The following is a 17,967-nucleotide window of genomic DNA, read 5'->3' as shown; positions in this document are numbered from 1 at the left end:
CTCCGCCCGAGAGACACCTGCCTCGAGGGGCACACCCCCATCCGCAAGACGAAGGAGTCTTCGCATGCCCTCACCCGCCCGCACCGCGGGAGCCGCCGCCGTCGCGCTCGCCGCGCTCACGGCATCCGCCCTCGTCGCACCCGCCGCCCAGGCGGCCGACGAGACCGTTCAGATCGCCGTCGACGGCGGCGACATCCGACCCGACAACACGGCGGGCCTGCCCTTCAAGGGGCTCGGCGTGCTCAGCGCGAACTCCACGAGCAACCTGCTCATGGACTACAAGGCCGAGCACCCCGAGGCGTACTGGCAGCTCATCGATGTGCTGTTCGGCGGCGAGTACCCGCTGATCAGCCACGTGAAGATCGAGATGGGCTCCGACACGAACAACTCGACGGGGGCGGACGCCGCCACGATGCGCACTCCCGACGAGCTCGCGGACGCGTCGCGCTCGCCCGGATGGCAGCTGGCCGCCGACGCGAAGACGGTGAACCCCGACGTGAAGGTGTCGATCCTGCGCTGGACGATGCCGCAGTGGGTGCAGACCGCCTGGAGCGCCGGCACCGGCCAGGACGAGATGTACACCTGGTACAAGGAGACCATCCTCGACGCGTACGAGAAGTACGGCTTCATCGTCGACTACGTGAACCCGGACACCAACGAGACGACGAACCCCGACATCGCGTTCGTGAAGTGGTACGCGGACCGCGTCGCGAACGACACCGACTTCGCCGACCCCCGCTACGGGATCCCCGCCGACGAGCAGGAGGCCGTCGGCGAGGCCTACCGGTCCATTCGGATCGTCGCGTCCGACGAGAACCAGACGAAGAAGATCGGCCCCGCGCTGCTCGACGACCCCGAGCTGTTCGACATCGTCGACGCCGTCGGCTACCACTACAACACGGACGACCGGCTCGACGGCGACCCGACGAGCAGCACCTACCAGCCGTACACGAAGCTCGCGACGGGACAGACGCCCACGGGCGAGGATCGCGAGGTCTGGTACTCGGAGGGCGTGGGCTCGTTCGGCTACACCGACTACCGCGTGAACAACACGGATGGCCCGGGCGGCGCGTCGACGGGGATCGGCGGCGTGCAGAGCGCGCTCGATCTCGCGAACCGCGTCGTCAAGGGGTACGCGAACTCCAAGCGCACGCACTACATCTTCCAGCCCGCGATCGGCTCGTTCTACGAGGGGGCGCAGTACAGCCACAAGGAGCTGCTGAGCGCCCGCGACCCGTGGTCGGGATCCATCCACTACGACGCGGCGACGTACGTGATGCGCCACTTCACGTCGTTCGCGAAGACCGGGTGGGAGAACGCCGACAACACCGCCGGCATCTGGCGGACCATCCCCGAGGCGAGCGCGAGCGGCGTCCTGGGCACGGAGAACCTCGACGGGTCGAACGGGGCGCCGAGCTACATGACGCTCGCGGCGCCCGACGCCTCGGACTTCTCGACCGTGGTCGTGAACGACAGCGACCAGACGAAGACCTACCGCATCGCGCCATCCGCCCTCGCACTCGGCGACGACCTCACGGCGGAGCTGTGGGAGACCCGCGCAGCCGACGCCGGCGAGGCCTACGACGCGAACATGCTGCACCTCGCCCAGGAGCTGCAGCCCGCGTCCGACGGCTCGTACACCTTCACGGTCGCGCCGCGGTCGATCATCACCTTCACGACGCTCGATCGCTCGGGCGACGCCGACCTCGCCGAGCGCCTTCCGGAGCAGGCCGAGCGCGCCGTGCTCGACACCGACGAGACCGGCGGCGCTCTCGACGCATCGGACGAGGTGCTCTACGCCGACGACTTCGAGTACGACGAGGAGGGACCGGTGCGCGTCGGCGTCGACAACGGCGCGCGGACGGAGGAGCAGGACTACCTGACCTCGCGCGGCCACCAGCCCCGCTACATGGTCGACCAGACCGGGGCGTGGGAGGTCGGCGACGACGGCACCGGAGACCGCGTGCTCTTCCAGCGGATGGATCAGTCCATGAAGGACACGCGCGCATGGAACGTGCGCCAGCCGAACACGCTCGTCGGCGACTTCCGCTGGCAGAACTACCGGGCGTCCGTCGACGTGTCGTTCGTCGACGAGGCGGGCGGGCTCGCGCGCCTGGGCGTGCGGCAGCAGAAGGGGATGGGCGCGGGCGACGCCGCGTACAGCATCCGCGTCACGAAGGCGGGCGCGTGGACGCTCGCGCGCCACGACACGACGGTCGCGAGCGGCTCGGTCGCCGCAGCGGATGGCTACGGTCTCGCGATCGAGGCCAAGGGCGCGCAGATCACGGCATGGGTCGACGGCGAGCAGGTGGCGACCTGGACCGACCCCAACCCGGAGTACGCCGGGCGCGTGAACCTCGGCACGGAGTTCCACGAGGTCGCGTTCGACGACCTGCGCGTGGAGAAGGTCGACGGCTACACCGCGTACGCCTCGGAGCTCGTCGACAACATGGACTCCCGCGTGGCGTACACCGGGGCGTGGGCGCACAAGGCCACCGCCGGCAGCGCCGACGACTGGTACCGCTCGACGTCGACCACGTCGGCTGCGGGCGCGACGGCGACGATCGCGTTCTCGGGCACGGGCGTCGACCTCATCGGCGGGAACGCCGCGGGTGCGCGCATCCGCGTCTCGGTCGACGGGCAGCCCGTCGAGGGCGCGACGCTGCGCGCGACCTCGAAGCGCGAGGCGGCGTACTCCCTGCGCGGCCTGCCCGACGGCGAGCACACGGTCGCGATCGAGGTGGTCTCGGGAACGGTCGTCATCGACGGCTACTCCGTCATCTCGGGCGTCGTCGACGGAACCGTCGACGCCGACGAGATCCGCGACGCACTCGACGACACCGCCGGCTACGAGCAGGGGGACTACTCGGAGACCTCGTGGGCCGCTTTCGCCGCCGCGCGTGCGGCAGCCGAGGCGGCGGTCGACGGCCAGGCCGGTCTCGACGCGATCGGCGCCGCCCAGCTCGCCGCGCGGCTGGAGTCCGCGGCCAACGGGCTGCGGCCCGCGGATGTGACGGACGACGTGCGTGATCTCGGCCTGGCCGGCGCTGTCTCGGTCGGCGGCGACCTCCCGGCATCCGTCGTCATCGACGGCGTCGAGCGTGCGGTGCAGTGGGCGCCAGGGAGCGACGAGGCCGAGCGTCAGCCCTACGCGGCGGTGACCGTGCTCGGCTGGACGACCGAGCCGATCGCCGACGGCCGGAAGCAGCAGATCTCCGCCCGCTTCCAGGTCGTGCCCGACGGCATCCGGTACTTCATCGACTCGGGCGTGCCGAGCGGCCAGGCGTCACCCGCGTTCGATGCGGTGTCGCGCACGTTCGATCTCGCGAACGACGCCGTCGACCGGACCTCGGCCGACGCGGCCTCGTGGGGCTTCGTCAACGACGGGCTCAACGTGAAGGGCGGGACGGATGTGAACGACATCTTCTCCACCGGTCTGTGGGCGGGCGCGGGCAAGACGGTGCGCTACCGGCTGCCTCTCGATGCCGGCGAGTACACCCTGACGGCCGGGTTCGCGGAGTGGTGGGGGCAGAACCGCCCCATGGCGACCGAGGTGTCGTTCACGGACTCGACGGGGACGCACACCGTCGCCGGTGCGCCGGTCTCCCTCTCGAGCAGCACGACGCGGGCGACGAGCGACGTGACGTTCACGCTGACCGAGCCGACGACCGTCACCTACACCGTGCGGAAGACCGGTTCGCAGGACCCCGTGATCAGCTGGCTCGCGGTCGCACAGGCGGACGAGCCCTCGTTCGAGGCGTCGGCGACTGCGTCGCTGCGGTGCGTCGGAGGCAAGGCCGTCGCGGTCGTCGAGGTCCGAAACGGCGCCGTCGCGGACGGGTCGTTCGAGATCACCACGCCGTTCGGGGCGAAGACCCTGCAGGTCGACGCGGAGAAGAAGCGGTCGGCGAGCTTCTCGACCCGCGAGGCGTCGGTGCCCGAGGGCGAGGCGTCGGTCGAGATCACCGGCGAGATCGACGGCGAGGCGGTGACGGAGACGCTCACCGCCGCATACGGCCCGCTCTCCTGCGGCTGAGGCGAGGCGGACCCGCGCGACAGCGGGACACAGCGCAGGAGATCCGAGCGGATCGAGGGGCGGGAACCGGGTTCCCGCCCCTTTCCGCGCCGGAACTCCTGCATTGTGTCCCGGCGCGCCCGCGCCATCCGCCCGCGCTGTGCGCGCCATCCCGGCCATCCGCCTGCATGATCGATTGCGATCGCTTCCACGAAGGCATGGTTGCCGCGCGATGCGGACTCCCGCTTGACTGATGTTCACGCAAACATCCGCGAGGCGGCGTCGCCTCGCTCACGAGGGAGTGATGTTGAAGAGAACCATGACGGCCGCGGCGGGGCTGACTCTCGCCGCCGCCCTGACGATGTCCCTGGCGGGGCCGGCGACCGCCGAGGTCTCGGTCGGCGAGCCGACGACGTACACGTCGTATCCGGCCATCCAGGATCCGGGCAGCAGCGCGCCCGACTACTTCCAGCCGCTGTGGCTCGATGACAACGGCGCGCACATCCAGGCGCACGGCGGCCAGATCGTGACCGCCGAGGAGGACGGCCGCACCGTCTACTACTGGTACGGCGAAGACCGCAGCAACGGCTACTACGGCAGCCCCGGCGTGCACGCCTACAAGTCGTACGACACCGTGAACTGGGTCGACCAGGGCGTCGTGCTGCGCTCGGTGTCCGACGCCTCCGAACTCGAGACGGAGTACTTCGACGCCCTCTACGACACGGTCGACGACGCGGGTCAGCCGCGCACGGAGCGCATCGCCGAGCTGAACTACCACCTCAACACGAACGACGCGGCCGAGTACACGACGATCTTCGAGCGGCCCAAGGTGCTCTTCAACGAGAGCACGGGCAAGTGGGTGCTGTGGTGGCATTCGGATGGCCAGACGAGCCCGGGCGGGAGCATGTACGCCCGCTCGATGGCGGGCGTGGCCGTCTCGGACAGCCCGACCGGGCCCTTCAAGATGACCGGCGTCTACCGGATGCCGAACCGCACCGACTACAAGGCGTGCATCTCGGCGGCCGTTCCCGGCCAGGCCCGCGACATGACGGTGTTCCAGGACGACGACGGCACGGCGTACATCGTCTACTCCTCGGAGGAGAACCGCTCGCTCTACATCGCGGAGCTCGACGCGTCGTACACGAACGTCACCCACACGACCGACACCGACATGGCCGACGCGGGGCAGTACTCGGAGGACGGCCGCTTCCCCTATCTCTTCGCGGACGGGACTCCGGAGGCGCCCGTGCGCGGGGAGGACTTCCAGATCGTCAAGGAGTGCGGCATGCTCGAGGCGCCCGCGCTCTTCCAGCACGGCGGCCGGTACTACGTCGTCGCATCGGGCGCGACGGGCTGGGCGCCGAACCCGCAGACGTACCACACGGCCGACACGATCCTCGGGTCGTGGATCCGCGGCGTCCAGGCCGACGACGCCTACGAGAACGTCGCGTACAACGCGATCCCCGAGGGCGGCGACGGCCTCCTCTCGGTCGGCGACGTGCGCCGCACGACGTTCGGCTCGCAGTCCACGAACGTGCTCGACCTGGGCGGCGGCCGCTTCGTCTACATGGGCGATCGCTGGAACTCCGGCGCCGCCGACTCGACCTACGTGTGGCTGCCGATCACCATCGGCGAGAACGGCCGGGCCGAGATGCGCAATCCCGCGACGGAGGACCCGGAGCGCTGGGGGGCCGGCTGGGATGCGTCGTACTTCGACGAGCACGGTCTGGGCGACGGCATCTGGTCGGTCGTCGACGACCGCCTGCCGGAGACCGTCGAGCCGGGGGAGGACTTCTCCGCGAAGCTGCCCGAGACCGTCCCGGTCGCCGTCGACGGTGCGACGGCCGAGGTCGCGGTGACGTGGAGCGCGACGTCGTTCGACGAGCGGGGCACGCAGCTCATCACCGGCACCCTGGCGGCCGATGCGACGTTCACGGCGGGGCGCACGTTCACGCGCACGATCGAGGTCGCGACGCCCGGCATCGTGAACCTCGCGCTCGACGCCGCGGTGGCGGCATCGAGCCGCCAGGATCTCGCCGGCACGACGGCCGACGGCAACGTCAAGGGCAAGGGCTGGGACGACTGGGTCGGGGGCGGCGTGTACCCCAAGAGCAGCTGGCTGTCGTACACCTGGGCCTTCCCGCAGGACGTCGACGAGGTCGTCGTGCACACCTACAAGGACGGCGCGGGCGCGACGTGGCCGTCGACCATCGCCGCAGAGTACCTCGACGCATCGGGAGCCTGGGTGTCGGCGAACGCGAGCGTCGACCTCGCGCAGGACGCCTCGGCCACCGCACCCGTCGCGAAGCTCGACGTGTCGGGCATTCCGGCGACCAGCGGGGTCCGCCTGCAGCTGAAGACCGCGACGAACGTGTGGCAGTCGATCTCCGAGGTGCAGCTGTGGGGCGCCGAGGGAGTGCGGGATGTCTGCGGTGCCGACGGCACGACGCTCACGGCGAGCTTCCACCAGACGCAGTACGAGACGATGCCGCCCGCGAACGCGTGCGACGGCAGCGCCGCGACCTCGTGGTCGACGTGGGACAGCACGAAGCGCGACCAGGCGACGCTCACGATCGAGCCCGCCGAGGCCCACATCGTGGACCGGGTCGGCTTCACCAACCGCGAGGGCACCATCACGGGCGTGAGCGTCGAGTACCGCGACGCGCACGGCACCTGGCACCCGACGACCGCGCAGGACGTCGTCCCGAGCGCGAACGGCACGCCCACGTCGTTCACCTTCGAGCCGGTGCTCGCCTCGGCCGTGCGTCTCGTCTTCGCGACGCCGGGCTCGTACCTCAAGATCCCGGTGCTCGCGGTCGGCGCGGTCGACGCCGCGGTCGAGACCGCCGTGACGAGCCGCTGCGTGGGAGGCAAGGTCCAGCTCGTCGCGACCGCGCGCAACACGGCGGACGGCCCGGCGGATGTCGCGGTGCAGAGCGCGTACGGAGGGCGCGTCCTCGACGAGCTCGCGCCAGGACACGCGGCCTCGGCCGCGATCGCCGTCCGAGCCGCCTCGGCGACGGCCGGCGAGACGACCTTCACGGGAGCGGATGGCGTGCCCGTGACGGTGGGCTACCCCGCCGCCAGCTGCGGTTGAGCGCGCGCGGGTGCTCCGGCCCCGGCCGGGGCACCCGCGACCGATTCCGACCGCTTCCCGTAGGCGGCTCTTGCCAAGCCGGCGGGGGATCGCTACTGTCTTCCTAGTTTCATCGACGGTTAGATTTATCGTCGAAGAGACACCCGTCGGCGATGGAGCCGACGCTCCGACTGCAGAGAGGCAGAGGATGTCCGTGACGGACAGGGTGCAGCCCAGACGACGGCTGCTGAAGGATCTCACGCACAGCAGGGTGCTCATCCTCATGTGCATCCCGGCGATCGTGTTCTTCGCGATCTTCAGCTATGCGCCGCTCCCCGGGATCTGGATCGCGTTCACCAACTTCAACTACCGCGACGGCATCTTCGGCAGCCCGTTCGTGGGGTTCCAGAACTTCGAGTTCCTCATCAAGTCGGGCCAGCTCTGGCTGCTCACGCGGAACACGATCCTCTACAACCTCGCGTTCATCGTGCTGGGGAACATCCTGCAGATCGCGCTCGCGATCATGCTCAGCGAGATCGCCTCGAAGTACTTCAAGAAGGTCACGCAGACGGTGATGTTCCTGCCGTACTTCATCTCGGTCGTGCTCATCGGCGTGATCGCGTTCAACCTGCTCAACTACGACACCGGCGCGCTCAACGCCCTCATCGAGTCGACCGGCGGCGACCCGATCAAGATCTACAGCACGGCGGGCGCGTGGCCGCTCATCATCATCCTCGTCCACCTCTGGCAGAGCACCGGGTACGGGTCGATCGTGTACTTCGCGGCGATCATGGGCATCGACCGGACGCTGTTCGAGGCCGCGGCGATCGACGGGGCCTCGGCGTGGCAGCGGATCCGCTACGTCATCCTGCCGAGCCTCAAGCCGACGTTCATCATCCTGCTGCTGTTCTCGCTGGGCGGGATCATGAACGGCAACTTCGGCCTGTTCTGGAACCTCATCGGCAACAACGCCGCCCTGTTCTCGACCACCGACATCATCGAGACCTCGGTGTACCGGATGGTCATGTCGCAGAACAACTTCACGACGTCGACCGCGGTCGGCCTCTACCAGTCCCTCTTCGGTTTCGCCCTCGTGATGACGGCGAACTGGGTCGTGCGAAGGATGAACAAGGACTATGCAATCTTCTGAGACGCTCGTCCCCCCGCCCACGGTCACCGAGGCGGTCACGACCGCGAACGCGAGGAAGCGCCGCGGCGGCCCGACCGGGCGGCCGACGACCATCAAGCTCGCGAAGAGCGACTACACGCTCAAAGCGATCTCGTATGTGACGATCTCGCTCTTCTCGCTGTTCTGCGCGCTGCCGTTCATCCTCATCATCTCGGCGTCGTTCTCGAGCGAGTCCGAGATCATGAAGAGCGGGTTCGGACTGTGGCCGAAGGGCTTCACGCTCACGGCGTACGAGTACATCTTCAACTCGCCCCGGCAGATCCTCGGCTCCTACGCCGTGACGATCATCATGACGGTCGCGGGCACGGCGATCGGGCTCTTCATCATCTCGATGACGGGGTACGCCCTGTTCCGCCGGGACTTCCGGTACCGCAACGTCATCTCGTTCTTCATCTACTTCACGACGCTGTTCTCCGCGGGCCTCGCGCCGACCTTCCTCTGGGTGGGGCGTGACCTGGGGCTGCGCGGCAGCTACCTCGCGGTCTTCCTGCAGCTGCTCATGACGCCGTGGCTCATCATCCTCATGAAGAACTTCATGCGGACGGTCCCGTACGAGATCGTCGAGTCGGGCAAGGTCGACGGCGCGGGCGACTTCCGGATCTTCGCACAGCTCACGCTCCCGATGATGAAGCCGGCGCTCGCGACGATCGGCCTCTTCCTCGCTCTCGGCTACTGGAACGAGTGGTACCTGTCATCGCTCTACCTCGGCAGCTCCGTGGAGTTCAAGCCGCTGCAGTACTACCTCTACAACGTCATCAACACCGCGAACGCGCTGCGCAACTCGGTCGCCGGCGACAACGTGGTGATCTCCGAGCTGCCGAGCAACACCCTCAAGATGGCGAGCGCCGTGATCGCGACCGGCCCGATCCTCCTCGTCTACCCGTTCGTCCAGAAGTACTTCGTCACCGGCATCACCGTCGGCGCCGTCAAGGGCTGAACCCGATCCCACCCCTCCACCAGGAATGAGCCGAAGGAGTCTCACATGAGAAGGAACATCGTCCGAGCGGGAGCAGCGCTGCTCGCCGTGGGCGTCAGCGCGGGCATGCTGTCGGCGTGCACCGCCGGCAGCGGCGAGCAGTCGAGCGGCACCGCCGAGATCACGATGCTCGTGCTCGGCGACAAGCCGACCAACGGGCGCGTCGAGGCCATGCTCGAGAAGCTCAACGAGCGCCTCGCCGAGGAGGTGGGTGCGACGCTCGACCTCTACTACGTCGAGTGGGCCGACTGGCAGACGCAGTACAACGTGCAGCTGCTCTCCGGCGACTCGAACATCGACCTCATCACCACGGCCACCGACTGGCTGTTCGCGTGGGAGAACGCGGAGAAGGGAGCCTTCCTGCCGCTGTCGGAGGAGATGCTCCAGGAGCACGCGCCGAAGACGTGGGAGCAGGTCGAAGCCGACGGGCACTGGGATCTCACGAAGCTCGACGACGGGCAGATCTACTTCATCCCCGAGGACAACTTCACCCAGTGGACGAACCACGGGTTCTTCTACCGCGGGGACTGGGCGGCCGAGGCCGGCTTCGAGAACGGCGAGATCACGGCCTTCGAGGACTTCACGACCTACTTCCAGTGGGTCAAGGAGAACAAGCCGGAGGCCTACCCGTGGGATGTCGCCGGGACGAACGAGGCCGCCCTCACGGGCTATCTGCAGGGGCACACCGACCTGCAGACGATCCAGCAGATCAGCGCGGGCATCTACTACCCGTTCCAGACGTCCGAGTCCGACCCGTACACGGTCACGTCCTGGTACATGGAGGGCGACGAGCTGCTCGAGGCCGCCGAGCTCGCCAAGGAGTGGAACGACATCGGGGTGTGGCGCGAGGACGCGCTCAACTACGACGGCGACACCCGCGAGCTCTTCTACTCGGGCCTGTCGGGCGCCGACCAGCACCACACCCAGACGTTCGTGGGCGGCATCGTGCACAACATGAACGAGCGCCAGCCCGGATCGGACCCCAAGTTCTTCTACTGGGGCCAGGAGAACGGCAACTACTTCCGCGACATCCTCACGCACGGCGCGATGGCCGTGAGCGCGACCTCGGCGAACCCGGAGAAGGCGCTCGAGGTGTACGACATGCTCCGCAACGACGAGGAGTCGTACCGCCTCATCAACTACGGCATCGAGGGCACCGACTACGTCATCACGGACGACGGCAAGCTCGACAACCCCGAGGGCTACGACCCGTCGACCGACGCGCTCGGGGCCAACTTCTGGGCCGGCCGCATGGACGAGTACGAGTTGCCGCGGGTCACCGACGCGGAGAACAAGCAGGAGCTCTACGACCAGCTCGACGCCGAGGCGAAGGACTACCCGTACTCGACCCTCCTGTTCAACAAGGACGCGATCGATCCGACCCTCGCCGCCATGGGCGCGGTGTTCTCGGAGTACATCCCGCAGCTGCAGTACGGCAAGTTCGACGACCCCGAGGCCGCGATCGAGGAGATGCGCCAGAAGCTCCGCGACGCGGGCTACGAGGACGCCCTCGCCTCGGTCCAGGCCGACATGGACGCCTGGGCGGAGAGCCAGTGACCGCAGGCGACTGAGCGCCTGCATCGGCAAGGGCGGGCCCGCGCACCGCGGGCCCGCCCGATCTCGAAAGGGGAGAGGATGAACGGCATCTTCGCGGCGGACTCCGCGCTCATGCGGTTTCTCACGCGCGTCGCCGACGCGATGATCCTCAACGGCCTGTTCATCGTGGCGTCGCTGCCCGTCGTGACGATCGGCGCATCACTCACCGCGCTGAGCTTCACGGGGCGGAGGCTCGCGACGGGCGCGTGCGAATCGGTCACGGGCGACTTCCTCCGGTCCTTCCGGCGGAACCTCCGCCAGGCGACGGCCCTGTGGCTGCTCATGCTGCTCGTCGGCGCGGCGCTCGCCGCATGGTTCGTCGTCGTGAACGGCGTCGGGGTCCCGCCGATGCTCGAGTTCGCCCTCCTCGCGATCTGGTACGTCGTCGTGTTCTTCTGCGTCGCGTGGGCCGTCTACGTCTTCCCCTATCTCGCGACTTTCGAGGGGGCCATCCCCGAGGTCCTCCGGAACGCGCGGCTCCTCTCCCTGCGGCACCCGCTCTCGACGTTCCTCATCCTGACCGTCCTCGTGCTGTCGGCGGTCGTCACGATCTTCTCCCCGCAGGCCACGGGCTACGGCCTGCTGTGGCTCCTCATCGGATTCGGCGGGCTCGCCATCGTCATCGGCAGCGTGCTCGACCGGGTCTTCAGCCGGTACATCGACTCTTCGAGCGAGAGGTAGGCGCGTGCGCGCGAACCCCATCATCCCCTGGCGCTTCCACCTCGGCGACGAGCCCGACGCGTGGAAGAAGGGCTTCGACGACACCGCATGGCGTGCCGTGAGGGTGCCGCACGACTGGAGCGTCGAGCAGGAGTTCTCGCGCGACTGCTCGAGCGGCACGGGATATCTGCCGGGCGGCGTCGGCTGGTACCGCGCCCACGTGCCGATGGGCGAGCTCGCCGACGCCCCGCATGTGCGCCTCGTGTTCCACGGGGTCTACAAGAACGCGCAGGTCTGGGCGAACGGATACCACCTCGGCGGACGGCCGTCGGGGTACGCCGCGTTCTCGTTCGACCTGACCGAGATCCTCTCCTACGCGCCCGACGACGACCTCGTGCTGAGCGTGCGGGTCGACCACTCCGACCTCTCCGACTCGCGGTGGTACAACGGCGCGGGGATCACCCGCGGCGTCGAGATCGAGGTGCACGAGGCCGTGCGCCTCCGTGAGCACGGCACAGCCTTCACGACCCTGTCGGCCGACGCCGACGAGGCCGTCGTGCGCGTCGTCCAGACCCTCGTCAACGACGGCCCCGAGCCGGTGTCGGTGCAGGTCCGGCACGAGCTGCGCTCCCTGACATCGGGGCGCGTGCACGCCTTCGACGCGGCCGTCGAGGTGCCAGCGGGCGGCGCGGCCGACGTCGAGAGCGAGACGCGCGTGCCCGATCCCGAGCTCTGGTCCGATACCGATCCGCATCTGCACCGTCTGTCGACGACCGTCGTGCCCGATCGGGGGCCATCCGCCCGCTACACGCAGACCGTCGGGATCCGCACGGTCGCCTTCGACGCCGACGCGGGCTTCTCGGTCAACGGCGAGCCGCGCACGCTCACGGGCGTGTGCCTGCACGAGGACGCGGGGCCGTTCGGCACCGCCGTGCCTCCGGCCGTGTGGCTGCGGCGCCTGCTGCGGCTGAAGGAGATGGGCGCGAACGCCGTGCGCATGGCCCACAATCCGCACGCCCCCGAGCTGTACGCCCTCTGCGACGCGCTCGGCCTCTTCGTGATCGACGAGGCCTTCGACGAGTGGGAGAACCCGAAGAACAAGTGGTGGCAGGGGCACAACGTGTACCCGCCGCGGCACGAGGGCTACGCCAAGGACTTCCCGGAGTGGCACGAGCGCGACCTCGCGGCCATGATCGACGCGCATCGCGGCCATCCGTCGATCATCGCGTGGAGCATCGGCAACGAGATCGACTACCCGAACGACCCGTACGCGAGCCCTCTCTTCGACGAGATGACCGGCAACAACGACGCGAGCAAGCCCGCGGCCGAGCGCGTCTACGATCCGTCGCGCCCGGACATCCGGCGCCTGACGACGATCGCTCGGCGGCTCGCGGCGATCGTCCGCGCGAAGGACCCGACGCGGCCCGTGACGATCGCGGCGGCCTTCCCCGAGCTGTCGAGCCTCACGGGCTTCCTCGACGACATCGACGTCGTCGGCTACAACTACAAGGAGCACCTGTACGAGGCCGACCACGCGCGGTTCCCCGACAAGCCTCTGCTGGGCAGCGAGAACGGCCACGGCTACGCCGAGTGGCAGCACGTCGTGCGGGCCGACTACGTGGCGGGACAGTTCCTGTGGACCGGCATCGACTATCTCGGAGAGGCCCACGGATGGCCCGTGCACGGCTCGGGGGCGGGGCTGCTCACGCTCGCGGGCTTCGCGAAGCACACGTGGCATCTGCGGCGCAGCTGGTGGACCGACGAGCCCGTCGCGCATCTCGTGACCCGGCCGGCAGGGGAGGGCCCGCGCAGCTTCTGGAGCCATCCCGTCTCGCGTGCATGGGAGGGCAGGGAGCGGGTCGAGGTGCTCTGCTTCGCGGGCGGCGGCGAGCCGCGGCTCACGTGCGGAGGCGACGCCATCCCGCTCGCATGGGACGACGAGGGCGGCTTCTGGACGGCCGAGACCGACGTGCGCTCCGCGCCGCTCGTGCTCGAGATCGTCCGCGACGGCGACGTCGTCGCACAGGACGAGCTCCGCGCGCGCGGGGCGGCCGCCCGCCTCGACGCGGTCGTCTGGGAGGCCCCGGAGCATGCAGCGCGCCGCTGCGCCGACGCCGGCCTCGCTCTCGACGGCGCCCCGTTCGACGGTCTCGTGCAGATCGAGTGCGCGCTGCGCGACGCCGACGGAGGATCGGCGCGGGACGAGCGGATGGTCTCGGTCGAGGTCTCCGGCGGCGAGCTGCTCGGGATCGAGAACGGCGACCTCGCCGACGTCACGCCCTACGCGAGCTCGCAGCGGCGGACCCTCGAGGGGCGGCTCGCCGTGTTCGTGCGCGCGGACGCCGGCGCCGTCGTGCGCCTCCGGGCCGAGGGGCTCCCCGAGACGATCGTGGAGTGCGGGCCGTGACATACTGGCGACGACCGGCGGGGGACCGGTCGCCGGGATCGCCCGCCGCGGCGGCGGACCCGATGCGGATGGCCGCGGTGCGGGAGTGAACATGGCTGTCTCGAGGCGCACGTCGCGCGACATCCGGAGCGAGTCGCGGCTCGACGTGCTGCATGTTCTGCTGTCGCAGGGCGAGACCACGCGCAACGAGATCGCCCGCACGACGGGACTCAGCCCGGCGACCGTCGCCACGGTGGTGGGCGAGCTCCTCGTCGAGGGCATCGTCGTCGAGACCAAGGTCACGGTCGGCCGGATCGGGCGGCCGACGGCGACGCTCGCGATGAACCCCGATCGCGGCCGGGTGGTCGGCATCGACGTCGCCGAGACCTACGTGCGCGCCGAGCTGTTCGACACGGCGCTCACCCAGATCGCGCTCGTCGACGTCGAGCGCGACGAGCACCTCCTCGACCCCGACTCCGTCGTCGAGGCGATCGGCAGCGCGCTCGACCGCGTGCTCGAGCAGGGCGGCGTCGACCGGGGCGATGTGCTCGGCGTCGGGGTCTCGCTTCCGGGGCTCGTGCAGGCGCCCGCCGGCGTCTCGGTGCTCGTGCCGAACTGGACCTGGCACACCGTCGAGCTCGACCGCCTGCGCGAGCGGGTGGGGCTGCCGCTCGTCATCGACAACCCGCTCAAGGTCATCGCGACGGCGGAGCTCTGGCTCGGGCGCGGCCGGTCGCACTCGAGTCTCGTCACCGTGAACCTCGGCACGGGCGTCGGCGCCGCGATCGTGCTCGAGGGGCGCATCCTGCGCGGAGCGACGAATCTCGCGGGGGAGTGGGGGCACTCGCTGCTCGCGCTCGACGGTCGCGGGTGCCGCTGCGGCCGCCGCGGCTGCGTCGAGGCCTACGTCGGAGCGCCCGGGATCCGGCAGACGCTCCGCGAGATCGCCCCGGACCATCCGCTTCTCGCGCTCGACTCGCAGCGCGACTTCATCGAGGCGATGGCCGGGGCGGCGGATGGGCCCGAGCACGATGCGGCGGTCGACGAGACGATCGCGCGCACCGCCTGGTACCTGGGGTCGGCGCTCGCCGATCTCGTCGCGGTCGTCAACCCCGAGGTGGTGACGCTCACCGGCTGGACGGCCTGGGCGCTCGGCGATCGCCTGCTGCCGGCGACCCGCGAGCACCTGCGCGACCAGGCGCCCGGGACGGCCGGGGCCGACGTCGAGCTCGGCGTGTCGACGATCGGCGGGAGCACCGTGTCCACCGGCATCGCCGTCATCGCGCTCGAGCGCTTCCTCGCCGACGCGGGCCTTCTGACGAGCCGGACGCCGATCGCGCTCTGACGCCCCTGCATGTCTCACTCTTCTCGGTTCTGGCGGGCGCGAAGCCGCCGAGAGTGAGACATGCAGGGCTTGCCGCGGGCGTCGGGTGCGGTGTGCGGGACACAGCGCAGGAGTTCTCCGTGGCCTGAGCTGCGGGAACCGGATTCCGGGGCGTGTCGGCCGCGGATCTCCTGCGTCGTGTCCCGCGCTCAGTCGACCGGGATGGTCGTTCCGCGCACGACGAGCTGGACGGGCGTGTGCAGGACGCCGCTCTCGATCCCGTTGTCGTCGAACGCGTGGAAGAGGTGCTGCGCGGCGGTGCGACCCAGCGCCTCGAAGTCCACGCCGACCGTCGTCAGGCGCGGGCGCGAGTTCTCTGCGAGCACCGTCCAGTTGTCGAAGCCGATCACCGCGAGGTCGCGCGGCACGTCGCGTCCGAGGTCGCGCGCCGCGTCGAGCACGCCGCGCGCGATCTGGTCCGAGCCGCAGAAGACGGCGTCGATCTCCGGATCGCGCTCGAGCAGAAGGGCCGCAGCCGCCCGCCCCCAGTGCTCCGACCACTCGCCGAGCATCGGCTCCGCCGCGAACGCCGTGCCGGCCGCGACCAGCGCCTCCTGTGCTCCGCTCAGGCGATCCTGCGCGGCGGCATAGGAGGGGTCGCCTCCGATGTGCACGATGCGGCTGCGGCCGCACGCGAGCAGATGGCGGATGGCCAGACGGCCGCCCTCGACGTTGTCGGGCGTGAGCGACAGGTCGCGCGGATCGCTGGACGGTGCATAGACGTACACCACGGGGACCGGCAGCGCGCGGCCGAGGCTCCTGCGGGGATCGGTGCGGTCGCCCACGACGATGATCCCGTCGACCCTGCGGCTGAGCAGCGCGCGCAGGTGATGCTGCTCGCGGACGGCGTCGCCGCGCGCGTCGCACAGGAACACGTCGATGCGTCCCGCGCCGAAGGCGTCCTCGGCACCCATGAGGATGGGCAGGACGAAGCGGCCGTCGAGGTCGCTCGTGAGGAGTCCCACCGTGCTCGTGCGCCCGGCGGTGAGGCCGCGCGCGACCGCGTTGGGGGTGAACCCGACCTCCTCGGCTGCCGCCAGCACGCGAGCCCTCGTCGCCGCTGCGACGTCGGTGCGGCCGTTGAGTGCCTTGGAGGCGGTCGCCGCCGAGACGCGCGCGCGCTGCGCGACATCGTTCAGGGTGGCGGCCCGCCCGTTGCGCTCCGTGCTCATCGCTCTAGCGTGCCACAGTCTCGAAACCGTTACATGGATTTCTGCACCGTCGTGCTTGACGGCCCGCAGTGCCGCCGCTAGATTCAACGAAAGCCGTTTCGAAAGCTTTCGCGCGGCGTGTCGAGCATCGGCGGCAACGGCGGCGTGCTCGCTCAACGAAGAGCCAGAGGAGCAGACACATGATCACGACCATCCGGCGCGGCACGGCGATGCGCGCCGCAGGACTCGCCGTCGCGGGCGCGCTCGCGGTGGGCCTCACGGCGTGCTCGGGCGGCAGTGGAGGCCAGGCTGCGGTCGACGAGATCCCCGCCGAGGGCGTAGACGACGGCTCCACCCTCTCGCTGTGGACGCGTGCGCCGATCGAGGCGCAGGCCAAGCTGCTCGTGGAGGAGTACAACGCCACGCACGAGAACCAGGTGGAGCTCACGGTCGTCCCGAACGACGACTACGTCGCGAAGGTCGGCGCGGCCGCGGGGTCCGGCGGGCTGCCGGACCTGTTCGCCGCCGACGTCGTCTACGTGCCGAACTGGGCGGGCCAGGGGCTCTTCCAGGACATCTCGCCGCTCGTCGAGCAGCTCGACTACGCCGACGAGATCAACGCGGGCCACATGTCGGCCGGCACGATCGACGATGCCGAGTACACGCTGCCCTTCGTGCTCGACCTGTCGGTCATGATGTGGAACAAGGAGCTCGTCGAGCAGGCGGGCCACGACCCCGAGAAGGCACCCGAGACGATCGCGGAGTTCGCCGAGATCGCCCGTGACGTCGACGCGCTCGGCCTGGACGGCGTCTCCGGCACCTCGACCGGCCTCAACTGCGGCGGCTGCCTCCTCTTCACGTGGTTCCCGTCGATCTGGGCGTCGGGCGAGGAGGTCCTCAGCGAGGACGGCACCGAGTCGCTCCTCGACGGCGAGGCCGCGCAGGAGATCTACGGCACGTGGAAGGGCCTCGTCGACGACGGAGTCGTCGCGCCCGGCTCCGAGGACGAGACCGGCGCCACGTGGGTCGCCGGCTTCCAGGAGGGCAAGGTCGGCATCATGCCGTACCCGGCGACGCTGCTTCCGGCTCTCGAGTTCGACGCGGGCGTCGCGGGCCTCCCCGGCGTCGACGGCGGCGCCTCGACGTTCGTCGGCGGCGACAGCATCGGCATCTCGAAGGACTCCGAGCTCTCTGCGCAGGCGTGGAACTTCCTCGCGTGGATGATGTCGGAGGAGACGCAGGTCGACGTCCTCGCGGCGAACGGCAACGTGGTCTCCCGCGGAGACCTCGCCGACAACGAGCACGCATCGGCCGACCCGCGCCTCGTGACGATCAACGAGGTCGCCGCTCAGGGCGACACCCCCGTGGCCGTCAACTTCCAGCAGGCCTTCAACGCCGCGGGAAGCCCCTGGCTCACCCTCGTGCGCAACGAGGTGCTCGGCGAGGGCGGAACCCTCGAAGAGGACAACGCCGCGATCACCGAGATCCTCTCGCAGTGACAGTCGCCGTCGGGGTGCTCCCCGCAGCGGAGCGC

Annotated in this window: 10 protein-coding genes; 9 read left to right on the top strand and 1 reads right to left on the bottom strand. The window is 69.8% G+C overall.

Annotation, left to right across the window (positions count from 1 at the left end):
• The first annotated feature begins 64 nt into the window (after positions 1-64).
• The 8 genes from ACWXWW_RS06140 (at position 65) to ACWXWW_RS06105 (ending at position 15,243) form a co-directional block, all read left to right on the top strand.
• On the top strand, positions 65-4,036 hold the full coding sequence (locus ACWXWW_RS06140; RefSeq protein WP_455969321.1) for a hypothetical protein: 3,972 nt from the start codon (positions 65-67) through the stop codon (positions 4,034-4,036).
• 283 nt (positions 4,037-4,319) lie between these two features.
• Entirely contained in the window at positions 4,320-7,112 is a 2,793-nt protein-coding gene (locus tag ACWXWW_RS06135; protein WP_455969320.1) for a discoidin domain-containing protein, read from the top strand.
• Between the two features lie 193 nt (positions 7,113-7,305).
• The gene (locus ACWXWW_RS06130; protein ID WP_455969319.1) at positions 7,306-8,241 is read left to right on the top strand and encodes an ABC transporter permease; all 936 of its coding nucleotides are present in this window, start codon (positions 7,306-7,308) and stop codon (positions 8,239-8,241) included.
• Positions 8,228-9,217: a carbohydrate ABC transporter permease gene (locus tag ACWXWW_RS06125; RefSeq protein ID WP_271172903.1), complete on the top strand. Its 990-nt coding sequence runs from the start codon at positions 8,228-8,230 to the stop codon at positions 9,215-9,217. Before ACWXWW_RS06130 ends, ACWXWW_RS06125 begins: the two co-directional genes overlap by 14 nt.
• 45 nt (positions 9,218-9,262) lie before the next feature.
• Entirely contained in the window at positions 9,263-10,813 is a 1,551-nt protein-coding gene (locus tag ACWXWW_RS06120; protein WP_421075201.1) for an ABC transporter substrate-binding protein, read from the top strand.
• Between the two features lie 78 nt (positions 10,814-10,891).
• On the top strand, positions 10,892-11,533 hold the full coding sequence (locus ACWXWW_RS06115; protein WP_455969318.1) for a YesL family protein: 642 nt from the start codon (positions 10,892-10,894) through the stop codon (positions 11,531-11,533).
• A 4-nt stretch (positions 11,534-11,537) separates the two neighbouring features.
• Positions 11,538-13,919 (top strand): glycoside hydrolase family 2 TIM barrel-domain containing protein, encoded by a 2,382-nt coding sequence (locus ACWXWW_RS06110; RefSeq protein ID WP_455969317.1) that lies wholly within the window; start codon positions 11,538-11,540, stop codon positions 13,917-13,919.
• Between the two features lie 91 nt (positions 13,920-14,010).
• Complete coding sequence (locus ACWXWW_RS06105; RefSeq protein WP_455969316.1) at positions 14,011-15,243, top strand: ROK family transcriptional regulator; 1,233 nt, start codon at positions 14,011-14,013, stop codon at positions 15,241-15,243.
• A gap of 188 nt (positions 15,244-15,431) precedes the next feature.
• On the opposite strand, the gene ACWXWW_RS06100 is transcribed toward ACWXWW_RS06105, so the two are convergent.
• The gene (locus ACWXWW_RS06100) at positions 15,432-16,454 is read right to left on the bottom strand and encodes a LacI family DNA-binding transcriptional regulator (protein ID WP_455969315.1); all 1,023 of its coding nucleotides are present in this window, start codon (positions 16,452-16,454) and stop codon (positions 15,432-15,434) included.
• A gap of 179 nt (positions 16,455-16,633) precedes the next feature.
• Between ACWXWW_RS06100 and ACWXWW_RS06095 the strand changes: the two genes are divergently transcribed.
• Positions 16,634-17,932, top strand: coding sequence for an ABC transporter substrate-binding protein (locus ACWXWW_RS06095; RefSeq protein WP_455969314.1), 1,299 nt, complete (start codon positions 16,634-16,636; stop codon positions 17,930-17,932).
• Positions 17,933-17,967 lie beyond the last annotated feature (35 nt).

It is taken from the genome of Microbacterium sp. KNMS, from assembly GCF_053851835.1.
This window is presented reverse-complemented; position numbering and strand designations above follow the sequence as displayed.

What these genes read in the sequence shown, in the direction of transcription:
- ACWXWW_RS06140 (WP_455969321.1), top strand. Translation starts at nt 65, where the DNA reads ATGCCCTCACCCGCCCGCACCGCGGGAGCCGCCGCCGTCGCGCTCGCC.
- ACWXWW_RS06135 (WP_455969320.1), top strand. Translation starts at nt 4,320, where the DNA reads ATGTTGAAGAGAACCATGACGGCCGCGGCGGGGCTGACTCTCGCCGCC.
- ACWXWW_RS06125 (WP_271172903.1), top strand. Translation starts at nt 8,228, where the DNA reads ATGCAATCTTCTGAGACGCTCGTCCCCCCGCCCACGGTCACCGAGGCG.
- ACWXWW_RS06120 (WP_421075201.1), top strand. Translation starts at nt 9,263, where the DNA reads ATGAGAAGGAACATCGTCCGAGCGGGAGCAGCGCTGCTCGCCGTGGGC.
- ACWXWW_RS06115 (WP_455969318.1), top strand. Translation starts at nt 10,892, where the DNA reads ATGAACGGCATCTTCGCGGCGGACTCCGCGCTCATGCGGTTTCTCACG.
- ACWXWW_RS06105 (WP_455969316.1), top strand. Translation starts at nt 14,011, where the DNA reads ATGGCTGTCTCGAGGCGCACGTCGCGCGACATCCGGAGCGAGTCGCGG.
- ACWXWW_RS06100 (WP_455969315.1), bottom strand. Translation starts at nt 16,454, where the DNA reads ATGAGCACGGAGCGCAACGGGCGGGCCGCCACCCTGAACGATGTCGCG.
- ACWXWW_RS06095 (WP_455969314.1), top strand. Translation starts at nt 16,634, where the DNA reads ATGATCACGACCATCCGGCGCGGCACGGCGATGCGCGCCGCAGGACTC.